The organism is Shewanella sp. BF02_Schw (assembly GCF_014596695.2).
Classification (GTDB): Bacteria; Pseudomonadota; Gammaproteobacteria; order Enterobacterales; family Shewanellaceae; genus Shewanella.
The window spans coordinates 762,871-788,492 of sequence record NZ_JABKAW020000001.1 but is presented as its reverse complement, the minus strand read 5'-3'; the positions used below and the strand labels follow the sequence as shown (position 1 = coordinate 788,492).

The window sequence follows — 25,622 nt, the reverse complement described above, 5'->3', positions numbered from 1 at the left end:
GCGTGAGTGTTAACCCTATTGATTGACAACCATGCCACCCAAATACATGACAACACCTTAGCTTATGCCTCTGAGCACACCTTATTCGAGCCCAATAATAAGATAAGTCATAAATATAATTGGTAACAATCTAACCCACAAAAGAAAGCGCTTACATTTTAGTGCGGAAACAAACATTAAATTAAAAACGTTTAAAAACAATAAATAACAACATTAAGTATAAATAAATCTACATCTGAGTTAATGAAATGTAATAATTCGAACTTGTTTTTGTTGACTGCGGTCACATTTTACACTAGTTTTATGTAAGCGCTTACATTAGATGTTTTATAACCCTACAATTATAAATAATGATTACTGCGTGGATAGAGAATTAAAAAAACGATTTGCGCCTAACCCGCAATATTGAGAGAAGTAAAATCTAGTCAATGGGGATTTCCTAGATGAAAACAACAAAATTTACAAAAACTAAGCTTGCGACCAGTTTATCGCTAGTGCTTGGTGTGAGCAGTATGTTACCAGCCTATGCTGCTGATGAAGCAAGTGAAGAAAATATCGAAGTAATATCGGTTACTGGTATTCGTGGCAGTTTAATTAAATCAATGGATGTGAAACGTTCATCAAGTGGAGTCGTTGACTCTATTTCAGCTGAAGACATTGGTAAGTTTCCTGATACCAACCTAGCGGAATCGTTACAGCGTATTACTGGTGTATCGATTGACCGTTCTAACGGTGAAGGCAGTAAAGTATCCGTGCGTGGTTTTGGTCCAGACTACAACTTGATCACCCTCAATGGTCGTCAAATGCCTGTGACTACAGGTTCGCGCTCATTTGATTTTGCTAACATCGCTTCTGAAAGTATCAGTGGTGTTGAAGTACACAAAACTAGCCAAGCTTCAGATTCAACCGGTGGTATTGGTTCTACTATTGATATTTTAACGCATAAGCCATTCAGCTCTCCGGGCTTAAAAGCCACATTTGGTGTAAAAGCAGTTGATGATCAATCAACCGATAATGGCTCAGTTACCCCTGAGTTATCAGGTTTATACTCAAACACGTTTGCTGATGATAAATTTGGTATTTCACTCTCGGCCAGTTATCAAGAGCGTGAAAGTGGCAACCAACAAGCACAGGTCGGCACCGGCTGGCGTAGCTTCCCAGGTTCTGCTGACAACAGTGATTGGGGCGGCGTTGCTAAAGACAGCACCCAAGTTAATCGTCCTGGTGATAGCGATATTTATTCAGTTCCGCAAACCACTGTTTATCGTTTTGAAGAACAACAACGTACCCGTACTAACGGCCAGTTAGTATTACAGTACAGCCCTGTTGATAGCGTAGTCGCAAGCTTAGATTATACCTACATGCGTAACGACATCGACACTCAATCGAATGACGTATCAGCATGGTTTAACTTCGTTCCGTCTGAAAACGTATGGTCTGATGGCCCTATCGCCTCACCACTTATTTATTCTGAAACTTATGGTTCACCTGCTGATTTATCTATGGCGGCTGGTGATTATGGCGTACGTAACGAAAGTGGTTCTTTAGGTTTTAACCTTGAGTGGCAAGCAACAGATAACTTAAAGCTGACATTTGATGCGCACAACTCGGTTGCGGAAAACAAACCAAACAACCTTTATGGTTCAAACAACAATTTAAGTACTGCAGCGTTTGTGCGTACCAGCGCGGCAACTGACTTTAGCGGTGACTTACCAGTGCTTGCTGTTGGTGGTGGTAATGCAGTGACACCTGCAGACATGATGCTTACCGGTTCTGTTTTTGGTAACGCACGTAATAAGTCTGAAATTGATCAATACCAATTTGACGGTGAATACTTATTTGAAGATGCTGGCAGCATTGACTTTGGTGTTGCGTTAACGAACGTAAACAATCACTCACAAAGCGTCAACGTTCAGCGTAACGATTGGGGTGGAGTAGGCTCTGCAGGTGACTTTGAAGACGCATGGTTCCCAGCTGACACCATTCATGACAAATTTGACGCCAATGGCGGTGACTTCTCACTTTCAGACGGTAACTTCGATGTTTTAGATACCATTTTCATGTGGGACTTTGCGTCAGTACGTGATTTTGCAGCAGCAAACTATGCTTCTGCAGTAAGCGGTGATTGTGGTAATGGCTTCTGCCCTTCAACAAACTATGCAGCTGAAACAGACCGTTACACTGAAGAAGAATCACAAGCCGTTTATGTACAGTACAACTACGATAATGAAATTGCTGGCATGCCATATGACGTGCATTTTGGACTTCGTTATGAGCAAACTGATGTCACCTCGACCGCAGCCGTTGCTGGTTATGATGGCGCAAATTGGATTGCTGAAACTGAAATTGCATTAGTGGGTACTGGTGAGCAAGTTTTTGAAACCAAAACCGGTGATTACGACTATTTACTTCCAAGCTTCAACTTTAATATTGAAGTGGTAGAAGATGTCATGCTTCGTGCAGCATACAGCGAAACTATTGGTCGTCCTAGCTACACAGATATTCAAGGCGGTACGGTATTAGCGACCCTTGCCAATCGTAGTAATGGTGGTGGTTCTGCTGGTAACCCTACATTATTGCCGCTCGAGTCTGAAAATATCGACTTCTCGGCAGAGTGGTATTACGCGCCATCGAGCTACGTGTCGGTAGGATACTTCCGTAAAGACACTAAGAACTTTATCAGTTCTGAAACAGTTAAAACCACTAACGGCATTTATAACCCAGCATCTGGTGATTTATATAAAGCTGCTGTGGCCGCAACGGGGACAACTGAAGCTGGCGCTGTTCGTGATTATATTTTCGCAAATTATGCTGATAATGCTGCTGTAGATGCCACCAATCAAATTATTAGCGGCAGTGCAGCTAATAATGATGAATTGTTGAACTTTAATATTTCAACGCCATCAAATAGCTCTAATAACTCAGTCATTGATGGTTGGGAGTTTGCGGCTCAACACTTCTTCGGCGAAAGCGGATTTGGTGTAATAGCCAACTACACCTTGGTTGATAGTGATCAGGCTTACGACAATTTCTCATTTGATGCACAGTCAGCATTAATCGGTATCAGTGACACTGCTAATGCGGTATTGGTGTACGAGAATTATGGTTTCCAAGCTCGTATCGCATACAACTGGCGTGATGAGTTCTTAAACTCTACAGGTCAAGGTACTGGCGCTAACCCACAGTACACAGAAGCTTACTCGCAAATCGATTTGTCTGTTAGTTATGATGTCGAATCTGTTGAAGGCTTAACCGTGTTTTTCGAAGGACTTAACATTACTGAAGAGTACATCCGTGTTCACGGTCGTGCAGAAGAGCAAGTGTTAAACCTAACCGAAACCGGCGCTCGTTATAGTTTAGGTGCTCGCTACACTTTCTAGCCTATAGCGTAATGCAATAGTCATTGAGTGATATTTCGGCTAATACCCCAGTGTTAGACGGAATTCACTCAAGTTCCCTTTCAGGTCGTTGAGGTGCCAGCCTTTGTCACCTCCTTTTATTGCAACATATTGAGTAACAAGGACGTTACTATTTTTTACGCCTAGTTGTTTGAAACCATACACGCAAAACATAAAAAAACTATTACTTGAATGTGCAGACATTTTATTGAATGCTAGTTAATGTGTTCTTTAAGCAATCAGATTTTTAGATTCATCAGAATAAAAATAATAATCACGCCAAAAGCGTAGGTAAAGATGATGCAAAAACCAATAACCGAAATAGTCATCGTTGGAGGCGGTACCGCTGGTTGGATAACTGCCGGTTTGTTGGCCGCTGAACATAATGTTGATAACGGTGTTTTAGCTCACTCTCCCAAACTCAATATTACTTTAATCGAATCACCGGATGTGGCCACTATTGGCGTAGGTGAAGGCACTTGGCCTTCAATGCGCTCAACCCTGAGCAAAATTGGTATCGATGAGAACGACTTTATTCGCCAATGTGATGCTAGCTTTAAACAGGGCTCTCGGTTTATCAATTGGTGTGCAGACCCACAAAGCAAGGTCACTGACAGCTATTTACATCCATTTAGTTTGCCCCACGGTCACCAAGAACTCGACTTATGCCAATATTGGCTGCCTCATGCCGAACAAGTCAGCTTTGCCGAAGCCGTTTGTAGCCAGCAAGTATTAACTCAGCTTGGTTTAGCCCCCAAAAGCATTGCCACTGCTCAGTATCATTTTCAAAATAACTACGGCTACCACCTTAATGCGGCTAAGTTTAGTCAGTTACTCACAGAGCATTGCACTCAAAAACTCGGCGTCACCCATATTCGCGACCATGTCAGTCAAATTATTAATAACGATCATGGCGACATCGACAAGCTGATCACTAAACAACATGGCGAAATCAGTGGCCAGTTATTTATCGACTGCACCGGCGCAAAATCTCTACTGTTAGGTGAACACTTGCAAGTGCCTTTTTTATGTCAAAAATCGGTGCTTTTTAATGATCGCGCGCTCGCGATACAAGTCCCCTACCCTGATGCAAATAGCCCTATTGCGTCTTGCACCCACTCAACTGCACAGTCAAACGGTTGGATTTGGGATATAGGCCTACCAACGCGTAAAGGTGTCGGCTATGTATATTCATCAAGCCATACCAATGACATAGATGCACAGCAAACATTGTTTAATTATCTCGGTGTTGATGGCGCTGCAGCTGACAAATTGGAACCGAGACAACTGACGATTAACCCTGGGTATCGTGCTAAATGCTGGCAAAATAACTGTATTGCTATCGGGATGGCAGCAGGCTTTATCGAACCATTAGAAGCGTCGGCTTTGGCATTAATAGAATGGACTGCGTCTACCTTAGCCCAACAATTACCACCCAATCGTATGGTGATGGACACGATTGCTAAGCGTGTTAACGAGCGCTATCAACTACACTGGCAACAAATTATCGACTTTTTAAAGCTGCATTATGTGATAAGCCGACGTGAAGCTGATGGTTATTGGCGTGACCATCGTGAGTCAAACTCAATCCCCGACAGCTTACAAGCCATGCTCGAATTATGGCGTTATCAAACACCGAGCCAACAAGATATTAGTTATAAAGAAGCCTTATTTCCGGCAGCCAGTTTTCAATATGTACTTTATGGCATGGGCTATAACACCCAATTGCCCAATCATGTGAAACCGTCAATGCAACAATTGGCACAGCGACTGTTTAATGACAATCAACAGCGCACCCAAGCGCTTGCTAAAAACCTGCCGAGTAATCGAGAGTTACTCGATAAAGTTGCGCAATATGGTTTCCCTAAGCTTTAAGACATGACATAAATAATCACGATAACAACGCAAATAAGATTACAGACAAAATTCACGTACAATAATCATAAAAATACGACGTATTTGAACGAACAAGATAGGACATCAAAATGAGCCAACATGTATTACTAAACAGCATTGAACATAAAGACGTAAAAGTGATGACTCATCGCTCTGCTGCACTAGGCGATAACCTTTGGTATAGCGTGACATTTCCGCAAGAGTTTCGCAGCGTGCAAGCCCATTACCCGATCTTTTTTCATAAAGATACTGCCACAGGTCAGTTTTACGCGGTGGCACTATTTGGTTTCCAGCAAAATGATAACGTGTTTTTAAGTGAACAAGGCTGGAGCGCATCATACGTGCCGCTTACTGTGCGTCGCCAACCTTTTTTAATCGGTCAACAAACCGTACTTGAAGACGGTGTAGAACGTCAGCAACGCGTTATTCATGTGGACTTAGACCACCCTAGAGTCAGCGAAACCGAAGGTGAAGCATTATTTTTACCTTACGGCGGTAACACGCCATTACTCGATGATGTCGGCGAAATTCTTGAGGTCATACATCATGGTTTACAAGATGGTCAACGCTTTGTCGATGCCTTGATTGAACATCAATTGCTGGAATCATTCACTTTAGATATTGAGTTAGACAACGGTCAAAAAAATCAGATGATCGGTTTTTATACCATCAATGAAGAAACCTTAGCCGGATTGTCTGCTGACGCATTAGCAAAGCTGCACCAGCAAGGTTACTTGCAAGCCATTTACATGACATTAGCCTCGCAAAGCAATGTAAGAGACTTACTTAACCTCAAGAATGCGCAAGGTTAATAGTGATGACAACGGTCAAGACACTGCAGCAAGTCGAACGTATCAATGAATGTACATTAGAGAACGTCATAGACTTAATCCGTGAAGCCGACAAACCCATGGTATTTAAAGGGCTGTGTCGCCATTGGCCGTTGGTCCAGGCAGGATTAGAGTCGGCACAAAGTGCGATGACTTACCTGCGCCAGTTTTATCAAGGCATGCCAGTAACAGCGTATTATTTACCGCCAGAGCAACAAGGTAGAGTGTTTTACAATGAAAAACTTGATGGTTTTAATTATCAAGCCGGCCGATTGGACTTTAATCAGCTGCTAGACCGATTAAGCCAAGAAATGATTAAAGACATGCCTGCGGGAATGTACATGGGCTCGACGGATATCCACCAATGTTTACCCGGTTTAGGGGCACAAAACAGTTTAGATTTAGCGCCCATGCAACCGTTAACCAGCATCTGGCTAGGTAACCAAACCAAGGTGGCTGCTCATTATGACTTTCCGCTAAATCTGGCGTGTAACGTGGTTGGTAAGCGTACCTTTACCCTATTCCCACCCGAGCAAATTAGTAATTTGTATGTTGGCCCCATGGAACTGGCACCCGGTGGCCAAGACATCAGTCTCGTTGATATGGCGAACCCCGACTTTGAACGTTTCCCACGTTTTCAGCAGGCATTAGACGCCAGCCTAACAGCAGAGCTAAGCCCTGGTGATGTGTTATTTATTCCCAGCATATGGTGGCACCATGTTCGTGGCGTCGATGACTTTAACGTACTCATTACCCACTGGTGGCGCGATACTCCTGGCTTTTTAGGCCGCCCTAACAATGCCTTATTGCACAGCATATTAAGCTTACGCTCTCTGCCTAAAGCTCAGCGCCAAGCATGGAAATCGATATTCGAACACTACATTTTCGATCATGACGATGTTGATGACAGTCATATTCCCGACAATGTGAAAGGCATGCAAACTAAGCCATTAGACGAATTAACGGCCCGCAAAATACGTGCAGACTTAATCAATAAATTAAAACGATAATGCTGAACACAGCAAGATATCAAGCCAAACAGGATGCCCAAGATGAATAAATCAATCAAAAAAGTTGTCATTGCCGGTGGTGGAACCGCAGGTTGGATGGCCGCAGCCGCCTTTAGCAAACTGTTGGGCAAAAATCTTGAAATTGTATTAGGGGCTGTTGATCTTTCACATTGGCAGCCAAATTATAGAGCAAGCTAGAGCCAGCAGGCTTTCAAAATTAATTTTCAATTTATCATAGCGGGTAGCTATCGCTCTAAAATGCTTGAGCCGAGCAAAAGCATTTTCAACTAAATGCCGATATTTGTATAAACACCAATCGATATCGCCATTTCCTTGCTTCGAATTTTGTCTTCTAGGGATCACTGGCTTTGAACCACATTCACGCACTTTATCTCTAATCGCTTCACTGTCGTAGCTGTCTGCAATAATAAATGACTTTGTGGCAATAATTCAATAAGGGCATTAGCTGCTTGCTATCATGAACTTTCCACCTGTAACAATGAATTCATCGGTAAACCAGCTATCTACCGCGAGATGGATTTGCTTGTATTACCACCACGACTTAACCCAATTGCTGATTTCATCAGATGATGCACCTGAACTGTGTTGATGGCTTTACAACTTCCATCAATAAATTCCCATTCAGTATCACTATTAGTCGATAATGTTTTGAACAGCTAAGTAAAATACCTTTTCTGACCACAGTAAAATCGACGGTAAATGGTATTCCATAAGCCAAAATATTCAGGTAAATCTCATAGGGCAGCAACACGCAATCGGTAAAGGATACCTATCGTAAATCGATGCTCTTGCTTGTTATAAACTCTATCATCAAGCAGAATAGCTTTTAGCTTCGACCACATCTCATCAGTGAGCATTAATCGGGGCATGGTAATCTCGTTGTATTTGTTTTTGGCGAAGTGAATTATACGAGATTACCTTCTTCGCACAAAATTCAAACAAAGATCAACAGCCCCTAGTAGAATCTGACGAAATTGGTACTGTTGGTGTCGGTGAAGCCACTATTCCAACCTTGCATATTTTCCATCGTTTACTTGGGTTAAAAGAGCAAGACGTTATGGCAGCCACTAATGCCACCTTCAAACTCGGTATCCAGTTTGAAAACTGGCATGACGTCAACAAAGACTACCTGCATTCATTTGGCTTTTTAGGTAAAGACTGCTGGGCTTGTGGCTTTCAGCACTTTTGGCTTAAAGGCAAGCAACAAGGCCTAGTCAGTGACATTGGCGACTATTGCACCGAGCATTTAGCTGCTCGCCAAGGCCGATTTGCCGTATTACCCAATCAAGACTACAACCATGCTTACCATATGGATGCGAGCCTTTACGCTAAATTTTTACGTAAATTTGCCGAACACCATGGCATGACCCGCATCGAAGGTAAAATCGCCGACGTATTACAACACGACGACACGGGTAATATCCGCGCGTTAAAGCTTGAAAATGGTGAGTTAATTGAAGGCGATTTATTTATCGACTGCACCGGATTTAAAGCGTTGCTTATTGAGCAAACCTTAAACACTGGCTTTGAAGATTGGAGCCACTGGTTACCGTGTGACAGTGCGATAGCAGTACAAACTGAAGCGGTTCAAAAACCAATTCCATATACTCGCTCGATTGCCCGAGAGTCTGGTTGGCAATGGCGTATTCCGTTGCAAACCCGCACCGGCAATGGTTTAGTGTTTTGCAGTAAATACATTTCTGATGCTGATGCGACTGAATTATTGCTCAATAACATTGAAGGCGCGCCGATCAATCAACCTCGGGTGATTAAGTTTAAAACGGGTACTCGTCGTCAACATTGGAACAAAAACTGTGTAGCAATAGGGTTAGCTGCCGGCTTTTTAGAGCCATTAGAGTCCACCAGCATTCATATGATCCAACGCAGCATAGTGCGCCTATTACAGCTGTTCCCATCACAAGGCATTATAGATACCGATATTGCTGAATTCAATCAACAAACGAAAGTTGAAATGGATAACATTCGCGACTTTATTATTTTGCATTACAAGGTCACTGATCGCGAAGACAGTCGCTTTTGGCGTTACTGTAAAAACATGCCAATTCCAGCCTCATTACAACATCGTATCGACATGTTCAGCCAATCAGGCAAAGTCTATAAATACGGCAATGAATTGTTTGGTGAAAGCTCGTGGATCCAAGTGATGATGGGCCAAGGCTTAATGCCGAAAGAATATCATCCTATTGTCGACATGATGGACGAAGCGGAATTAACCAGCTTTTTAAACAGCATTAAAGCAACGGTAAAACGTAAAGTTGATACCTTGCCAGCGCACCATGATTTTGTGCAGCATTACTGTAAATCAGCCAGCATGTAAGGTTGTAACATGACAACCGACTCATCGAACAACCAAACGATATCAAGCAAGAATACTCTATCAAGCAAGAGTATTATCAAGGTGGGGCCATTTACGCCCCACATTGAGTTTATTGGCCTACAGCAAACGCCGGTGATTATCATTGATGACTTTGGCGCTGATCTTTCGCCGCTAATCGATATTGCGATAGATGATAGTCAATTTAATCAAGACCAAGGTTCATACTATCCAGGGCAGCGCGCACCGCTGCCCAAGCAATATGTAATCGACGTGATTAATGCGGTATACCAGTTAATATATGATACCTACAAGGTGTCACACTCGTTACGCATAAAGCCCCAACAATGCGTGTTTTCGGTTATCGACAAGCCTGCAAAACGTTTATTGCCGCTGCAATGCATGCCACACTTTGACACCCCAGACCCGCACTATTTTGCGATTCTGCACTATCTCAATGATGGTGCTCATGGGGATACTGGATTTTTTCGCCATAACGCCACGCAATATGAACAGATAACACCACACAACATTGACCATTACTTTAATCAGGCACAGCCGGTTGTCGATGCACAACAAGCGCTGACGCCTGATTATGTGGTCGATAGTAATGATCACTACACCCTTTATCATCAGGTTCAATATCGGCCAAATCGTTTAGTCATATATCCCGGCAACCTACTCCACTCGACGTTAGTCAACCCAGCTACCGACATCGATAGCAGCCCTAAAACAGGACGATTAACCGCGAATATCTTTATCAATTTCAAATAACACAGGGACCTCGTTATGGCTAAGCCACAGCACGGCAACATCTCGTCAAATAATAAAAAGAAAGCGCTTACAGCATGTGTTTCATCACTTATATGCTTAGGTGTCAGCCACGCTGCACTGGCGGCACACCCAACGATTACCCCACAAACCTTACATGCATTAACGGTGTTACCAGATAATGAAAAGCTGCGTATTGGCAATCGTATCAGCCAAGTCGAAGATGACATTAACCGCTTATTACCTCAATTAACCTTAGAGGAAAAAGTGTCATTAGTGCATGCTGCGGGCAAGTTTCACATACCTGCTATTGAGCGCTTAGGCATACATGAAATGTGGATGTCAGACGGCCCACACGGTGTGCGCTACGAAATCGATCGCAACTCATGGGCACCCGCAGGATGGACTAACGATTACTCAACTTATTTACCGCCATTAACTGCCATCGCCGCCAGTTGGGATCTCAACATGGCCACGCTGCACGGCAATGTGCTTGGCGCCGAAGCACGTCATCGCAATAAAGATCTTATTTTGGGCCCTGGTGTAAACCTCGCGCGCCTACCGTTATATGGGCGTAACTTTGAATACATGGGTGAAGACCCATTTTTAGCAGCTAGCTTAGTAGTGCCCGAAATTAAAGCGATTCAGGCCAATGATGTCGGCGCCACCGTAAAGCATTATGCCCTTAATACCCAAGAGCTAAACCGCACAAAAGTAAATGCAAAACCTGATGAGCGCACCTTGCGTGAAGTGTATTTACCAGCGTTTGAAGCGGCGGTAAAACAAGCCAACGTACATGCCATTATGGGCGCCTATAACGAATTTAGAGGCACTAACGCCAATCAGAGCGAGCACTTAGTCAATACTATCTTAAAAGGCGAATGGGGCTTTCAAGGGGTGTTACTTACCGACTGGAACGTCGACATCAACACTTATGATGCCGCCATGAACGGCCTTGATATCGAAATGGGCACAGATGTCGCTGATTTTGACGATTACTTTATGGCAAAACCGCTACTCGAGATGCTTAACGCTGGCAAAGTACCAGTATCAGTACTTGATGATAAAGTCCGCCGTATTTTACGGGTGCAACTCAGCATCGGCATGATGGATAAACACCGTTTATCCGGCGAGCGTAACACTCAAGCTCACCGTGATGATGCTCGCACACTGGCTGCAAATGGCATTGTATTACTTAAAAACGATAACAAGGTATTACCGCTTCACGCTGACAAACTTAAATATGTCTTGGTACTTGGTCCCAATGCCGATAAACGCCATGGATTTGGTGGCGGCTCATCAGAAGTTAAAGCACTCTACGAAATCAGCCCATTAGCCGGTTTAAAAGCCAAACTGGGTGATAAGGTCGACATTCAACTAATGCGTCCAGCCAGCAGCCAGTTTATGCCGATACCCAATGACTATCTCACCACACGTCATTGGACAGGCACGCCATCGTGGCAAATTAATTATTACAATGACAACAAAATGACCCAGCTCGCCAGTGAATCATGGATAGCCGATCCGCAATTTAATGCCAAAGGCCAAAAACAGTTTGTCGATATTAAAGCCAACATCAAACCTATCGAAACTGGCAGTCACAGTTTTAACATAAAAGCTGACGGCCAAGTGGCATTGTACATTAACGATAAACAGCTGATCGCCAGCACCCAAGCAAACCAAGGACATGTTATCAGTAAAGCCATGACCTTAACTGCTGGTGAAACTTACGCGGTGAGCTTACGTTACCAAGGCGACAAGCAAGCAACCTTAGGCTGGGAAACACCCAACAGTTTGTACAATACCGAACAAGAGTATTTAGCCGCAGCCAAGAAAGCCGATGCGGTTATCTACTTTGGCGGCTTAAGTCATGCTGATGACCGCGAGTCTATCGACAGACCTGACATGGTATTGCCTGGCCAACAAGATGAGGTCATCGCCAAACTGCTCAAAGTGAATCCAAATACTGTGGTGTTTATGATTGGCGGTTCTGCGGTAGAAATGCCGTGGGCAGATAACGCTAAAGCGGTTGTGTGGGGCTGGTATGGCGGTATGGAAGCCGGTAATGCTTACGCGGATATGTTATTGGGCAATCAAAACCCTAGCGGTAAAATGCCCATCACCTTACCGAGAAAACTTACTGACACCGCGCCAATAGCGTTAAACGATTACAACGCCACTGAATCAGTTTATAGCGAAGGGGTATTTATTGGTTATCGCTGGTTTGAACAGCAAAATATTGCGCCGTTATTTGCCTTTGGCCATGGCTTGTCTTACAGCCAATTTGATTACAGCAACATCCGTCTTTCAAGCGCTGACATTGCAAATGATGACACTATCACCGTTACTGTCGATGTCACTAACACCAGTAAAGTCGATGGTGCCGAGGTAGTGCAATTGTATTTGCACGACGTTAAAGCCAGCGTACCGCGTCCCGCAAAAGAGCTAAAAGGCTTTGATAAGTTATGGTTAAAGGCAGGTGAAACCAAAACAGCTAGCTTTACACTAACCCAACGCGACTTATCGTTTTGGGACGTTAACACTAATAATTGGTTAGCCGAATCAGGCCAGTTTGAAGTGATGATTGGTGCATCGGTTGCCGACATTCGTTTGCGTAAACGCTTTAACTATCAACATAAAGCCAAACCTTAGCGGTTCAACTTAGTCTCTTATAACCCAACAACTGCCTGCGCCACATTATTCTGTTGGCGCAGGCAGCTCCAAACGTTAACGCTCAATAAATGTCATCAGTTGCTCGGTTAACCTTGTCGATAATGCGCTTTCACCCGCATGATTAAGCAGTAATGCCACACATTCTGCTGTGCATAAACCACCTTCAATTTGATTGCGCCTAAGTGGGTATATCGATTTAGGTGGATTCACTAAAGACACTTTAGGCAATTCCTTTAGATAAGGGCTCTGATTAAACATTTTGCGCGCTTCTTGCCAAGTGGCATCGATAATCACTAAATATTCAGGCGACGCTAATGACAAACCAGCCTCTTGCGTAGTGTCATCACTTGGAAACACTAAGCCTACTTTACCCGCTTCAATCGCAGCCAATAATTCAGCATCGGGCTGTTTGCGGTGCCACTCAACCACCCGCGCGCTATCGCCTAAAACGTGTTTGACTAATTGGCCGGTATTATTAGCACGATCCATTTCTCGTGAATGCGTTAGTAAAATAATTTTCAACATAATTTTAAAAATAACACCTATAAAATGAACCGCTTAACGCCGTAATGACAAACCGCAATACCAAAGTAATAAAAACATAACGTCGATAAACACAATTCAATAACCTGAAACGACTGCTTACGATAGACCAATACATTAACGCTATGAAAATACGATATACTCTCGAAAAATCGATTTAGTGTCGCGACCTAATCGATTATAACCACCGTATTCTACCCATAAACCCAAGTTCAGGTTATTTAATGATACTACAGCAAGTTATTGCATTATTTTTCACTATGTTAATTTTGGCGATACTACCGGGACCGGTAGTGTTTGCCGTGGTATCAAGAGCATTTTCAAATGGGTTCAAGCATGGCGCTTTTATTACCCTTGGCGTGCTGATGGGCGACTTTGTTTACATCCTATTAGCCTTGTTTGGTTTGGCTGCCATTGCCAATGCGATGGGGCCAGCGTTTGAAATAATAAAGTACGCCAGTGCGCTTTATTTATGTTGGTTAGGTTTCAGTATGTTGCGTGCAACCGCCAAAGGCGTTCAATTAGCAACCATACCTAAAGTGAGCCAATTTAAAAATTTAATCACAGGCCTGCTTATTGCCCTTGGCAACCCTAAAGCATTGATATTTTACGTCAGCTTTTTTCCTGCTTTTGTGCCTATGGTCCATGTTGACCTTATCGATGTGATGATTATACTCGCCACTGCAACCTTGGCTTTTGGTTCAGTTAACCTCACTTATGCATATTTGGCATCAAGTGCAAAACAGGTATTTACCTCCCCTAAAGCGGCAACGATAATGAATCGTACTGCAGGCAGTATTATGTTGATTGCTGGCATATTGATAGCCATAAATATATAGGATGTTGCAATGACCGCGTTACGCTTTACCCCACTGACACTCACAAACGGACTGACCTTTAAAAACCGTTTAGTGGTGCCGCCAATGGCGTCACAAACCGCAGATCTAAATGGCTTAGCAACTGAAACGACCATCAATCATTACCATCATTTAGCCCAGTCGGGTGCAGGGTTGGTGATGGTAGAATACAGCCATGTAAATTTGGCAGGACGAAGTGAGTCTAATCAGCTTGGGGCGCATGATGATGCTTGCTTACCCGGCTTAAGCCAAATTGCCGCGACGTTACATAATGCAGGGGTAAAAACAGGCTTACAAATTACCCATTGCGGCGGCAAAGACAGTGCAGGTATTAGCGCTGATATTATGGGGCCGTCAGGCATTACCGTGCCAGCATATGATCGTGTATTACCAACCCCTAGAGCCATGACATTGGATGATATCAATCAATGGCAGCAGGATTTTGTTAGTGCTGCCATTCGTGCTGACAAAGCCGGATTTGATTTAGTCGAGCTGCACTGTGCCCACGGTTACGGTATTAATCAATGGTTATCTCCGCTGACGAATCAACGCCAAGACCAATACGGTGGCAGCCTTGAAAATCGCGCCAGAATATTGATCGAAATAGTCAGTAAAATAAAACAAGCGGCGCCAAGATTAGCAGTAATGACCCGCATTCCTGGGCAAGACGGTTACCCTGGTGGTTTGTCTCATGACGATATGGGCCACGTTAGCCAATGGCTAGTTGATGCGGGCGTTGAAATACTTAATGTTTCATCAGGCATTGGGGGCTGGAATCGCCCTAAAGACAAACGCGGCGAGGGCTTTTTAGTTGAAGATGCAGCGCCGCTGACAGGTACAACGAAAGCGGCAGTGATTGGTGTCGGCGGCATTGAAAGTATTGATTACATCGAAACCATTTTAGCCACTGAACAGGTTGATTTAGTGGCTGTGGGCCGGGCTATTTTGGCCGGACCAAGTGAGTTTGCAACACGAGTGATGGCTCAACATAAATAATGCTGTAACGTCAGCAATGGCTCAGCCTAAATAATGATCTAGAGCCTAAATCTAATCTTAATTGCTGAGTATTAAGTACTAAAAAAGCCGCTCAATAACGCGTTATTGAGCGGCTTTTTTAGTACTTGTTACAAAGACGAGTGATAGAAATTAGTTACCGATTGTTTTCAATTTATGTAGATAATCCGCATTGCTTAATAATGCTATCACCTCTGCGGGTTCCAACCATGATTCTAATTGCGATAAGCTTTCAGCATGGTTTAATTTCCATTCCGCAATAATTCTCGGGGCATAAAACGTCGGTTTTTGTTCACCTACGTCTGGTAACTGAGCAAGGTGCCATTTAAGTAATAAAGGATTATTAACCAACCGACTGAACGGATGCATGTGTCGTAGATGGGGCAAATTAGCCTCGTTTTCCTTCACTTTAACCAAAATGTTAACTGGTTTTTTTTCTTCAGGCGCTCGCAATAATCCGACTGTTTTAATCCATTTAGTTCGCCTCGCGCCGCCGCTTAACCAGGACAAAGGGATCGATAGCATCAACCCTATTGTAATCGGTAATAACCAGTAAAAGAGTTCTGTACTGAGCGATAGTGCAGTCAAAGCCAGCGCAACCCCAAACACGGTATGACCAAGATGAGCACGCATCACTGACATCCAGCTCAATGCACCATCGTCTCGAGATTGCGGCATCCAACCACTGTCTTTGCCTCGAAATATAGACAACACCACGCCAAACTGCGACACCATCAGAATGGGTGCATACAGAGCAGACATGATCATTTCCAGCAAGGTACTCAAGGTTAACAATATTGGCCCGCCAAATCGTAAACACCGCGGAATATTAATCAAGGCAGCAAACCAGCCAAATGCTTTAGGTGCCAGCACAATGGCCATTGACACCACAAACAGGCTTAATGCGCGCTCAGAATCAAACACTGGCCAGGTTGGAAACAGCGATGGATTGGCAAAGTACTCTGGACGTATAAATGCCGCCTGAACCGCAATCGCAAGCCCGACCATAATCAGGGCTAACCAAAAAATGGCGCTCAGGTAAGACATCACCCCAGACAAAAGATGCAACCGCGTCGGCAATGAGAAACCGCGAGCAAACATAAATGCTGAATGCTGTAAATTACCCTGACACCAGCGTCGGTCACGGATCATCACATCAATTAACGACGGTGGAGCTTCTTCAAATGAAGCCTCAATATCGGTATCAAAACGTACTCCCCAACCTGCACGACGCAGCAACGCCGCTTCGATAAAGTCATGACTTAATACATGGCCGCCAAAAGGTGCTTTACCGGACAGAATAGGCAGATGACATGACTCAGCAAATGCTTTGGTGCGAATAATGGCATTGTGGCCCCAAAAATTTGAGGACAAACCATGCCAAGCCGACAAACCCTCGGCATAAATAGGACCGAAGCATTGATTGGCAAACTGTTGCAAACGGCTGTAAAGCGTATTGGCAAACACCAGTGTCGGTAAGGTTTGAATAAGACCGACGCCAGGTGCGCCAGCTAAACGACGTGATAATGTCACCATCGACTTTGCGCTCATGATACTGTCAGCATCAAGCACTATCATTGCCTCATAATCACCGCCCCAACGCTGAACCCAGTCGCCGATATTACCGGCTTTACGTTCACTGTTTTGGTGACGACGACGGTAATAAACCGGACACTGTGGTTGGCTGTTATTGATAAGATCTAGAAAAGTCTGTTCCTCAGCAATCCATGCATCAGCTCGATTAGTGTCACTGAGAATAAAGAAAGCATATTTACCCGGTGCGGTAGCGATTAAATCTGCACTCATCGCCTCTATTGTGGCCCGAATACGCAGCGGATCTTCGTTATAAATAGGCAGCAATACCGCCGTTTTGAACTCTGGTTCTGTCTCATTCTCTTTAATTAGGCGTGGTTTGAGATGCAACAGAAAACCTAATAGTGCCTGTGAAAAAGCAAAAGTAACCCACAGAAAGTTAATGCTAAACAACACCAAAAAAACCATTTGCAAACTGGTAATGGCATTGGTGTTAAGCACCAAATACATTTCTCTTATGCCATAAGTCGATAAGCCTGCTGTAACCATGAACACAAATAACTGTGCAACAAATGTGCGTAGCGTAAACCACACGGTTGGTTGACTCGGAGTTAATCTATGACCCGGTTCAGAAACCTCATGACGAGACATCAGCAGTGGCGATTCCTCTGGCAATGCACGTGCATCATGATAGGTATTGTTAACGTGAGCAGACAAAGGATTATTATTGTCTATCATAAAGGCCAGTCCTCTGCAGTAAAGCGATACAGCCATGTCATGCCAAGCGGTTTATCTTTGTTGCTTAGCTGTACACGTAATTCTGCAACCTCAGCATCTTGCGGATCGAACGTGATAAAAACTCTGGCACCATCAACACTGGGATTAGACTCAATACGTGATTCTAAAATAGCGCCGCTGCTGATACTGGCATCGACGCGAATATGGCTGATATCATTGGCATTAATGTGACTGTAATCGATAACAATCTCATTTTTATCCGTCGATAACTTGCGACCACCAGCAGTTCGAACCACTTTTACTTTGCCTTCGGTTTTAGGGATCTGATCCACCCAGGTCAATTGATATGAATAGGCGAATGGCTGGCCTTTTTTCAAACCTTGTTCTGGCTTCCAATAGGCAACAATATTGTCATTGGCTTCAGAATCAGATGGAATTTCAACCAGTTCAACTCTACCTTTACCCCAATCACCAGTTGGTTCAACCCACGCAGATGGACGAAGATGATAATTTGCTTCAAGGTCCTGATAATAATCTAATTTTCGATGTGGCTGGATCAAACCAAATCCTTTAGGATTCTCATCCATAAAAGAACTCACCTGTAATCCACGAGGATTATTCAGCGGACGCCAGATTTTCTCATTATTACCTTTTTCCATTAGCAGGCCTTCAGAGTCATGCACCGCAGGACGGTAATCAGCAGTATCAGCGCGATCGATGCCGCCATGCATAAACATTGACGTTAACGGAGCCAGACCCACATTCTTAACATCCTGCCTTGGGAAAAGCTTAACATCGACGCCCATTCGGGTCGGATCGCCAGGGTAAATAGCAAAACGATAGGCTCCTGTTACACTCACACTGTCTAGTAACGCATGGACCACAATCGCCTCTTGATGACTGGATGGACGTTCAATCCAAAACTTTTTAAATAAAGGATATTCTTCACCTTTAGGATCGGCAACATTGATGGCAAGTCCGCGGGTAGATAAGCCATACGCTTGCCCTTTAGAGACCCCACGAAAATAACTGGCGCCCTGAAACACAAGAAATTCATCTTTATAATCATCGCGATTGATCGGGTAATGCAAACGAAAACCTGCATATTTACCGACTTGCTCCAGTAATTTGCCAATTGATTCATCTGGCACTCTGAAGGATGATTCAGATACTGCTACCGGAAATGATTTACCATTCTCGACCACGTCGATATCAATCAACTGTTTATAGATATACCCAGGAGCAAATAGTTGTATCGAGAAAGGCGTGGGCGCATTGCCCCAAATAGCAGCATGTTGTTGGAAATTAATTTGACGATAGGTTGAGTAATCTATTTTAGTCAGCGCTTCGGGGGCTTGTTTGGGTTCAATAAAAGGGGTCTGGGACAGTTTTTGAGCAACTTCTACGACTGTGTCATGGGAGAATGGCTTGCCATCAGTTTTGGATACTGGCGTTTCTGCATAAGCAATACTTACCGATGAAACTAAAAAGAGTGATACCACGAGATGAACCCAAGCTTGCACAGAAAAGCGCTCATCAAGCATATTTTTTAGCGGTGAATCGTAAAACATATTAACAGTCCTTAACATATTGAAACTCCTTATTGAAAATTCACAAAATAGCTCCACAACATCGTACTCACTAACGGTTCTGCCCCTGTACTGTTAATCGAGGTTGGTATTAATCGAGGCTGGTGTTGACCGAAGATAATTTTAGTCAAAGATCATTTAAACGACCTCGTTTAGATAATATTGATCGCTATCAGCATAGCTTCAATTATTTAAAAAAATGAACCCCAATCATCTTGAGCATTACGACTTAACTAGTATTACCATTAAACGTAAACATTTTGAGTATTTTATCCACAATATGAATATTGTTTAACGCTCAATCCTATTTCGCTGAAATATATGGCCAATATCTAACCCAATAATGACTATTAGTAATAAATACGACTAAATAAGGGCAAATAAATAAGGGCGAATAAATAAGGGCGAATAAGCAAGGCGTGCCATTTGGTGAATTAATCTAACGACCATTTGAGATAACCACGGTATTGGAGGGAACCACTACAAGCGGTCAAAGGACTCAAGCTAAAAGATAAATGACAATAAGGTTATGGCCGAATATAGGTAATCGGTTTAGGTATTGAGTGTCAGCAACATGATTGTTGTTTAATTTGGCACAGTACACAATATCGATATTGATGATGGCAAAGTGAATGGGAATAGCGCAAAAGGTTTGGCATATCCACTTGTGGAACGTCTGACGGTTAGCGTGATTGAACGTCCATAACGATGAGTGCTTATATTTGATAAGGCACTCACTGAATGAGATTACACAGCATCTGAATCTATTGAAATTATGCCTTTAAATATCAGCGGGTAGCGTCTTACCCGTTGGCCAATATCATCACTCATCACTTGCCTATATAGCAGTTCAATGTCGTTATCGTCTTCAAACACCAACAGTAACCGATCAATTGCCGTGTGCAGGCCTTTTTTCAAATAAGGTTGAGCTTGGAACTCAGCAATATTACGTCTAACTATGGCAATTTTCTCAGGATGAAGCCGAAGAATGGTAAACACCTGTTCAAAATAAGCTGTGTGCTCAGCAGGCGTCGCACGAGACGAACGCCGTTGTCTTGGCGCTGATGAACCACGTTTAAAGTACATTGCAACCAAGGTTCATCTCCATTTTCGAGTTAATGTTTATCGAGTCAACGTGTATCGAGCCCATATTTATCGAGCCAAAGCTTATTGAGCCAAAGTGTATCGAGCCAAAGTGTATCGAGCCAAAGTGTATCGAGCCAAAGTGTATCGAGCCAACGTGTATCGAGCCAACGTGTATCGAGCCAACGTGTATCGAGTCAACGTGTATCGAGTCAACGTGTATCGAGTCAAAGTGTATCGAGTCAAAGTGTATCGAGTCAAAGTGTATCGAGCCAAAGTGTATCGAGCCAAAGTGTATCGAGCCAACGTGTATCGAGCCAACGTGTATCGAGTCAACGTATATCGAGTCCATATTTATCGAGCCAAAGCTTATTGAGCCAAAATGTATCGAGCCAACGTTTTTAAGCCAATGTTATCGAGTTCATCTAGGGTAATTGATAACCGCTAAATCACTTGAGTTTCGCGAATCTACACGCTAGTTCAAGTGATTTTGGTGTTATTAACTCAACGATTAACTCAACAATGCTAATAAATCGTTCGCACTGCCCTGCCATGGACCTTGAGTACCATCGGATAAAATACTGTCTGCCAAACCTTGTTTGTGCTGCTGCATTTCTTGAATTTTCTCTTCAACGGTGCCCTGGGCAATGAGTTTATAAACAAACACTGGATTTAACTGGCCAATACGATGAGCGCGATCGGTCGCTTGGCGCTCCGCGGCAGGGTTCCACCACGGGTCAAAATGAATAACAGTGTCCGCAGCAGTAAGGTTAAGTCCGGTTCCACCGGCTTTTAAACTGATCAAAAACACCGAGTTATCACCCTCTTGAAACGAATCAATTTGGGTCTGACGGTCACGAGTTTGGCCTGTCAACTTGCTATAACTGATAGCTAAGCGTTTCAGTTCATCTTCAATGAGTGCCAGCATGCCGGTAAATTGGCTGAAGATAAGGATCTTACGACCTTCTTCAATCATTTCAGGCAGGTTTTGGATTAACCAAGTCATTTTAGCGTTGTCTTTTACCTGTTGAGCTTGTTCAAGCTTAACTAAACGCGGGTCGCAACAGGCTTGACGCAACTTCAACAATGCATCTAAAAACTCAATATGACTACTCGATACTCCTTTCTTGGCAAACAGTTCACGCAATTTTTTCTCCATCACTAAACGGATAGACTCGTACAAATTACGTTGATCTCTTTCAAGTTCCAGAGTTTGAATAATCACGGTTTTTTCAGGTAATTCTGATACCACTTCTTTTTTAGTGCGGCGCAGCATAAAAGGAGCAATACGCTGACTCAGTAACTGCGACTTTTCAACATCGGCTTGCTTCTCAATCGGACCACGGAACTGTTTATTAAAGTAAGTATGCTGACCTAATAAACCTGGCAAGCAAAAATCCATCAATGATTTTAATTCGCCTAAATGGTTTTCAAGCGGCGTACCCGATAAACATAAGCGAAATCTACCTCTAAGGGTTTTAATCACTTGGGTGACTTTTGCTTGGGCATTTTTAATCTGTTGTGCTTCATCCAAAATAATATGCTCAAACACATATTCACAATAAATGGCTTCATCACGTAACATTAATGGATAGGTTGTTACGACCACATCAAACTGGTTAATTTGATCTAATAACGGCTGGCGTTTATTACCGTGGATCACCACTACATTCAGCGACGGAGCAAACTTATTGGCTTCTTTTAACCAGTTACCCACTAAGCTAGTGGGACAAACAATTAAACTGGTACGACGCTCGGTAGCGTCTTGCTTGGCTTTGAGTAAAAATGCCAATGCTTGAACGGTTTTACCCAGGCCCATGTCATCGGCTAAAATACCACCTAGTTGATATTCTTTAAGAAAACACAACCAGTCAAAACCTTGTTTTTGATAATCACGTAATGTCGCATTTAAGCCATCGGGTAACTCAACCGGAACCACCCCTTTAAACTCTGCGAGTTTGGTGGCTAAATTGCGCACACGTTCGCCATTGAGTAAACGCACGTCACTGGCAGATAAATCATTCAAAATATGCGCACGGTTGCGTGGTATCGAAATGACATCGCCAGAATGACGATTAAATAATTCTTGGATAATACTAATCAGCGGCTTAATGGTTTTGGCTTTTATTTTAATAAAACCACCGTTAGGGCCAGGTAATAGCAATTCATCATCGTCTGCTGGTTCACCATTTTGTTGTAACCAACGGGCAACTAAGGCTAATAACGGTACACTTTGACCATCGATGTCGGCACTGAGCGATAACGAAAACCAGCCAGACTCATCATCGTCAACTAAGTCGACATCTAACTGTGCATCGGTAATTTGTAAGTCGAAGTCATCATCAAAATGAATATCCATACCCAGCGCAGTTAACGCATCAAGACCATTGTCGGTCAATTCAGACCATTCAAAAATCGACTCGGGTAATAAGCCGACACTGACATAGTAGGGTTGTTGTGAACTGGCCAGCGTAGCGTCTGGCTCAAGCGTCACTAAGCCTATATCCGCTAATGACTGTAATGCCGCGAGTTCTTGCTCGACATGTCTATGCACTTGATACTGAACTTGATTTTTTTTGACTAAGCTTATGCGTTCGGGTTTAGTCGATGCATTAAAGGTAATTTCACCGTAACAATGATCAACTCGAATAACCGGTTGCAGAATCGGGTTGTTGGCAATGAGCTCACGCGTAAAGGTTAAGCGTGTTAACAATGAATCTGTTATCTCGCAAAAATCAATTTCACTCGGCACAGGCACGGTTTTAGGCGAAAAATGCTGGAGCATTTTATGACTAATGGCATCCACTTGAGCCAAGGGCACTGGTGGCATGTGTTGCAATAAACTTAACTTTTTAACTGGCAAGTCAGTGTCTATTCTACCTAAATGCAAATAGTCTAATTCAACATACAAAGGTGGCTCGGTAGCAATAAACTCCCAATTATCCAGCCCAGGCATGCGCATTTGCATTTGGGTATGTTTTTTATCCATTTCACACCAGACAAACTCAGGCACAACGGCTTTAGCCCATGTTAGTGGGATGCGATTTTCTTCCCAAAAACACACTTCGGCGGTGAGCATTTTAGTCAGCGCTAAAAATGAAATCTCACCTTCAATATAAATTTTAGAGCCATGATTATTTGATGACAATAACAAGCTGATAATCTGTTTATCTTCAGGGTCAATCCACCATGGCATGCTATAGCGAATATCGGCTAATGCTAGCTTGCTGCCTTTATTGTATTGACCTTTTTTATTAAATTTACTGCGTTTAAATTCGACAAAAATGCCATGAGGATCGTTAGATAACACATAAATAATGCGGTCTTTTTCTTCGTCCTCTTCTTCAAACTCGGCAACCGTTTTTTGCTCGTCAAGTTGGCGTAACCATTGGTGGATACGCTGCTCTTCAACCGGCTTTTTATCGACCAGTGCCAGCATTGCTGCGGCAACGTGCTTACAATTTGTTCTAACAGGGCAAGTACAATGTGAACGCATCACAATTTTGTGATTCACATTAACTAGGGTGATTTCTTGACGATAGGGTTCAGCAGCAGATCCTTCAACATAGGCCTCAATATCATGATTATTACTGCTGGCAGTAACTTCTAGAACTCGACCTTGGATCAAATAGTTTTGCGCTTTTTGAATTTGGGTGGCCGAAAACAGTTTCGCAATCATCTCTAATGAAAGCTTAATGGGGAGATTAAACAGTTTCGCCGACATCAATATACCTAATAAAACCGCAGCAAAATAAACAATGGCTGCTGATAAAAAAGTTAACTTGCCATTCTATGGAAGAAAGCAGGCAATATCTAGGCTTTGCTGATCTTTCGAACAAAAAACTCGTTCAAACACGCTATATTATTGCGATTACACATATTGGGTGGTCGCTAAAGCTCAGATACAGCAATAATCTGTATCATCATACGAATTAACATACACAAAAGTTTGCTTACCACTAAAGCCAATTTTAACCTTGAGTCGTTGGGAGATATTACCAAGAGGAATTTAAGGTGGGCGAATGTATGACTAATGGCTACTCACGTCGGTTATTTGTACACCGTCTCAAACATAAGTCGAACATATGCCAAATGTAAACCGAGCATAAGTTAGCCACGGTCGAATACAAGGGTACTTAAGCAATACAATCTCAATGAATAACTAGCCACTATCCAAAGCTGACTAGTTATTCATTGGCAAACACTAAAAACGTTCTACAGACCACTGAATCGCCATGAGCCCAATCGCAATTGAACCGAGCTGCATGCCCCAATGTCGATACCAAAGTGTATGGCGTAGAAACATCAATACAGGCAGCACTAGCGCTAAAATCGCCAGCTGGCCGATTTCAACGCCAACATTAAACGCAAGAATCGCTAATAGTTTTTGATTTTCAGGCAAGCCAAGCTCGCCTAATACTCCAGCAAATCCCATGCCGTGTAACAGGCCAAACGCAAACGTAATCCAGCCTAAACGTAATACAATCGGCCAGACATTATTTAGCGCCGCAAACAACACCGACAATGCAATGCCCAGTTCAACCCAGTGACTACTAAAATTAATCAGTCCCAATGCGGTGGCAGTTAACGTTACCGAATGCGCTAATGTAAATGCAGTAATAATCCATGCTGTGTCTTTAAATATTTGCTTAGGCTTATCTATCGGGTGCCATTTTTGTTGTTCACGCACCAACACACAGGTTAATAACAACGCCAATAAAAATAAGATATGATCAGTGCCCTTCCAAATATGAATAATCCCTTGGTAAACATATTCTATAAATGTATCGCTGAGCTGACTTTCAGCTAAGTTAATCAATATTATCGGGTTATCGTTACTGATCACTCGAGCGTATTGATGATCGGGCGTTGCAATGGTGGTAATCACTTTATGATCAGTGTCTATATTGAAGAAAGCTTGATAATTAATGGTCAACACTCCAGGGCTATCACATTCAGCCTGAAATGAACTGACTAGATAACCTTCACTAAAGTGTTGGTCAACTTGCTGCGTTGGGTTAAAACTCAGTGGGCAATCTTGCTCTCGGCTTATTGCCAAAGATGAACGTAAATAATCCACTATCGCAATTTGATGAGCTTGTAACTCTCCCCAAGTAAGCTCACCATCTTGGTTATCATCAATAGGGACAACTTGGTTTATGTCAAAAAAACGCACTTGCCAATCACCTTGAATTTGCCCGTGCTTATCGAGGTGAACAGACAAATAACTGGTGCTCATTTGATGGGCTAAACTGCCATGACTAAACAGTAACATTAGCAGTAATAATCCATCTTTCATCACCGAAAAAAAACGTGTAAATGCCTTCACTG

Annotated in this window: 16 protein-coding genes and 2 pseudogenes; 11 read left to right on the top strand and 7 right to left on the bottom strand. The window is 43.1% G+C overall.

Annotated elements, in window-relative coordinates:
* Positions 1-443 precede the first annotated feature (443 nt).
* The 5 genes from HNW13_RS03610 (at position 444) to HNW13_RS03590 (ending at position 7,332) form a co-directional block, all read left to right on the top strand.
* Positions 444-3,380, top strand: coding sequence for a TonB-dependent receptor (locus tag HNW13_RS03610; protein WP_162023478.1), 2,937 nt, complete (start codon positions 444-446; stop codon positions 3,378-3,380).
* A 315-nt stretch (positions 3,381-3,695) separates the two neighbouring features.
* Complete coding sequence (locus tag HNW13_RS03605) at positions 3,696-5,273, top strand: tryptophan halogenase family protein (RefSeq protein ID WP_192115266.1); 1,578 nt, start codon at positions 3,696-3,698, stop codon at positions 5,271-5,273.
* A 110-nt stretch (positions 5,274-5,383) separates the two neighbouring features.
* A complete protein-coding gene (locus HNW13_RS03600) occupies positions 5,384-6,106 on the top strand; it encodes a SapC family protein (protein WP_192115267.1) in 723 nt (240 codons plus the stop codon).
* Positions 6,107-6,111: 5 nt separating this feature from the next.
* A complete protein-coding gene (locus HNW13_RS03595; protein WP_192115268.1) occupies positions 6,112-7,134 on the top strand; it encodes a cupin-like domain-containing protein in 1,023 nt (340 codons plus the stop codon).
* A gap of 42 nt (positions 7,135-7,176) precedes the next feature.
* A complete protein-coding gene (locus tag HNW13_RS03590; protein ID WP_243756163.1) occupies positions 7,177-7,332 on the top strand; it encodes a tryptophan 7-halogenase in 156 nt (51 codons plus the stop codon).
* Here HNW13_RS03590 and HNW13_RS03585 read toward each other — a convergent pair.
* A pseudogene (locus HNW13_RS03585) lies at positions 7,300-8,024 on the bottom strand (IS5 family transposase). The gene HNW13_RS03590 and the pseudogene HNW13_RS03585 overlap by 33 nt on opposite strands.
* Positions 8,025-8,110: 86 nt before the next feature.
* On the opposite strand from HNW13_RS03585, the pseudogene HNW13_RS03580 reads away from it, so the two are divergent.
* The 3 genes and pseudogenes from HNW13_RS03580 to HNW13_RS03570 all read left to right on the top strand — a co-directional run.
* Positions 8,111-9,493 (top strand): annotated as a pseudogene (locus HNW13_RS03580) (tryptophan halogenase family protein); the annotation flags it as partial.
* Between the two features lie 9 nt (positions 9,494-9,502).
* A complete protein-coding gene (locus tag HNW13_RS03575; RefSeq protein WP_192115269.1) occupies positions 9,503-10,264 on the top strand; it encodes a DUF6445 family protein in 762 nt (253 codons plus the stop codon).
* A gap of 15 nt (positions 10,265-10,279) precedes the next feature.
* Positions 10,280-12,913 carry a glycoside hydrolase family 3 C-terminal domain-containing protein gene (locus HNW13_RS03570; protein WP_192115270.1) on the top strand — a complete coding sequence of 878 codons (2,634 nt, stop codon included), beginning with the start codon at positions 10,280-10,282 and terminating at the stop codon, positions 12,911-12,913.
* 75 nt (positions 12,914-12,988) lie between these two features.
* Here HNW13_RS03570 and HNW13_RS03565 read toward each other — a convergent pair whose 3' ends face one another.
* On the bottom strand, positions 12,989-13,459 hold the full coding sequence (locus HNW13_RS03565) for a tRNA-uridine aminocarboxypropyltransferase (RefSeq protein WP_101086658.1): 471 nt from the start codon (positions 13,457-13,459) through the stop codon (positions 12,989-12,991).
* Positions 13,460-13,701: 242 nt separating this feature from the next.
* On the opposite strand from HNW13_RS03565, the gene HNW13_RS03560 reads away from it, so the two are divergent.
* Both HNW13_RS03560 and HNW13_RS03555 read left to right on the top strand, forming a co-directional pair.
* Positions 13,702-14,316, top strand: a complete 615-nt coding sequence (locus HNW13_RS03560; RefSeq protein ID WP_192115271.1) for a LysE family translocator — start codon at positions 13,702-13,704, stop codon at positions 14,314-14,316.
* Between the two features lie 9 nt (positions 14,317-14,325).
* Positions 14,326-15,330: an NADH:flavin oxidoreductase gene (locus HNW13_RS03555; RefSeq protein ID WP_192115272.1), complete on the top strand. Its 1,005-nt coding sequence runs from the start codon at positions 14,326-14,328 to the stop codon at positions 15,328-15,330.
* Between the two features lie 150 nt (positions 15,331-15,480).
* Here the strand turns inward: HNW13_RS03555 and mdoH are convergent, their stop codons facing one another.
* From mdoH to HNW13_RS03540, 3 genes are all read right to left on the bottom strand, one after another.
* A complete protein-coding gene (gene mdoH, locus HNW13_RS03550; protein WP_192115273.1) occupies positions 15,481-17,619 on the bottom strand; it encodes a glucans biosynthesis glucosyltransferase MdoH in 2,139 nt (712 codons plus the stop codon).
* Positions 17,616-19,190, bottom strand: coding sequence for a glucan biosynthesis protein G (locus HNW13_RS03545; protein ID WP_243756162.1), 1,575 nt, complete (start codon positions 19,188-19,190; stop codon positions 17,616-17,618). Before HNW13_RS03545 ends, mdoH begins: the two co-directional genes overlap by 4 nt.
* A gap of 765 nt (positions 19,191-19,955) precedes the next feature.
* A complete protein-coding gene (locus HNW13_RS03540; protein WP_243756216.1) occupies positions 19,956-20,294 on the bottom strand; it encodes a hypothetical protein in 339 nt (112 codons plus the stop codon).
* 84 nt (positions 20,295-20,378) lie between these two features.
* Between HNW13_RS03540 and HNW13_RS23610 the strand changes: the two genes are divergently transcribed.
* On the top strand, positions 20,379-20,696 hold the full coding sequence (locus tag HNW13_RS23610; protein WP_192115276.1) for a hypothetical protein: 318 nt from the start codon (positions 20,379-20,381) through the stop codon (positions 20,694-20,696).
* A gap of 106 nt (positions 20,697-20,802) precedes the next feature.
* On the opposite strand, the gene HNW13_RS03530 is transcribed toward HNW13_RS23610, so the two are convergent.
* Together HNW13_RS03530 and HNW13_RS03525 are read right to left on the bottom strand one after the other, a co-directional pair.
* Complete coding sequence (locus HNW13_RS03530; protein WP_192115277.1) at positions 20,803-24,015, bottom strand: DEAD/DEAH box helicase; 3,213 nt, start codon at positions 24,013-24,015, stop codon at positions 20,803-20,805.
* Between the two features lie 480 nt (positions 24,016-24,495).
* Complete coding sequence (locus HNW13_RS03525) at positions 24,496-25,620, bottom strand: HupE/UreJ family protein (RefSeq protein ID WP_347813073.1); 1,125 nt, start codon at positions 25,618-25,620, stop codon at positions 24,496-24,498.
* Between the last annotated feature and the right edge of the window lie 2 nt (positions 25,621-25,622).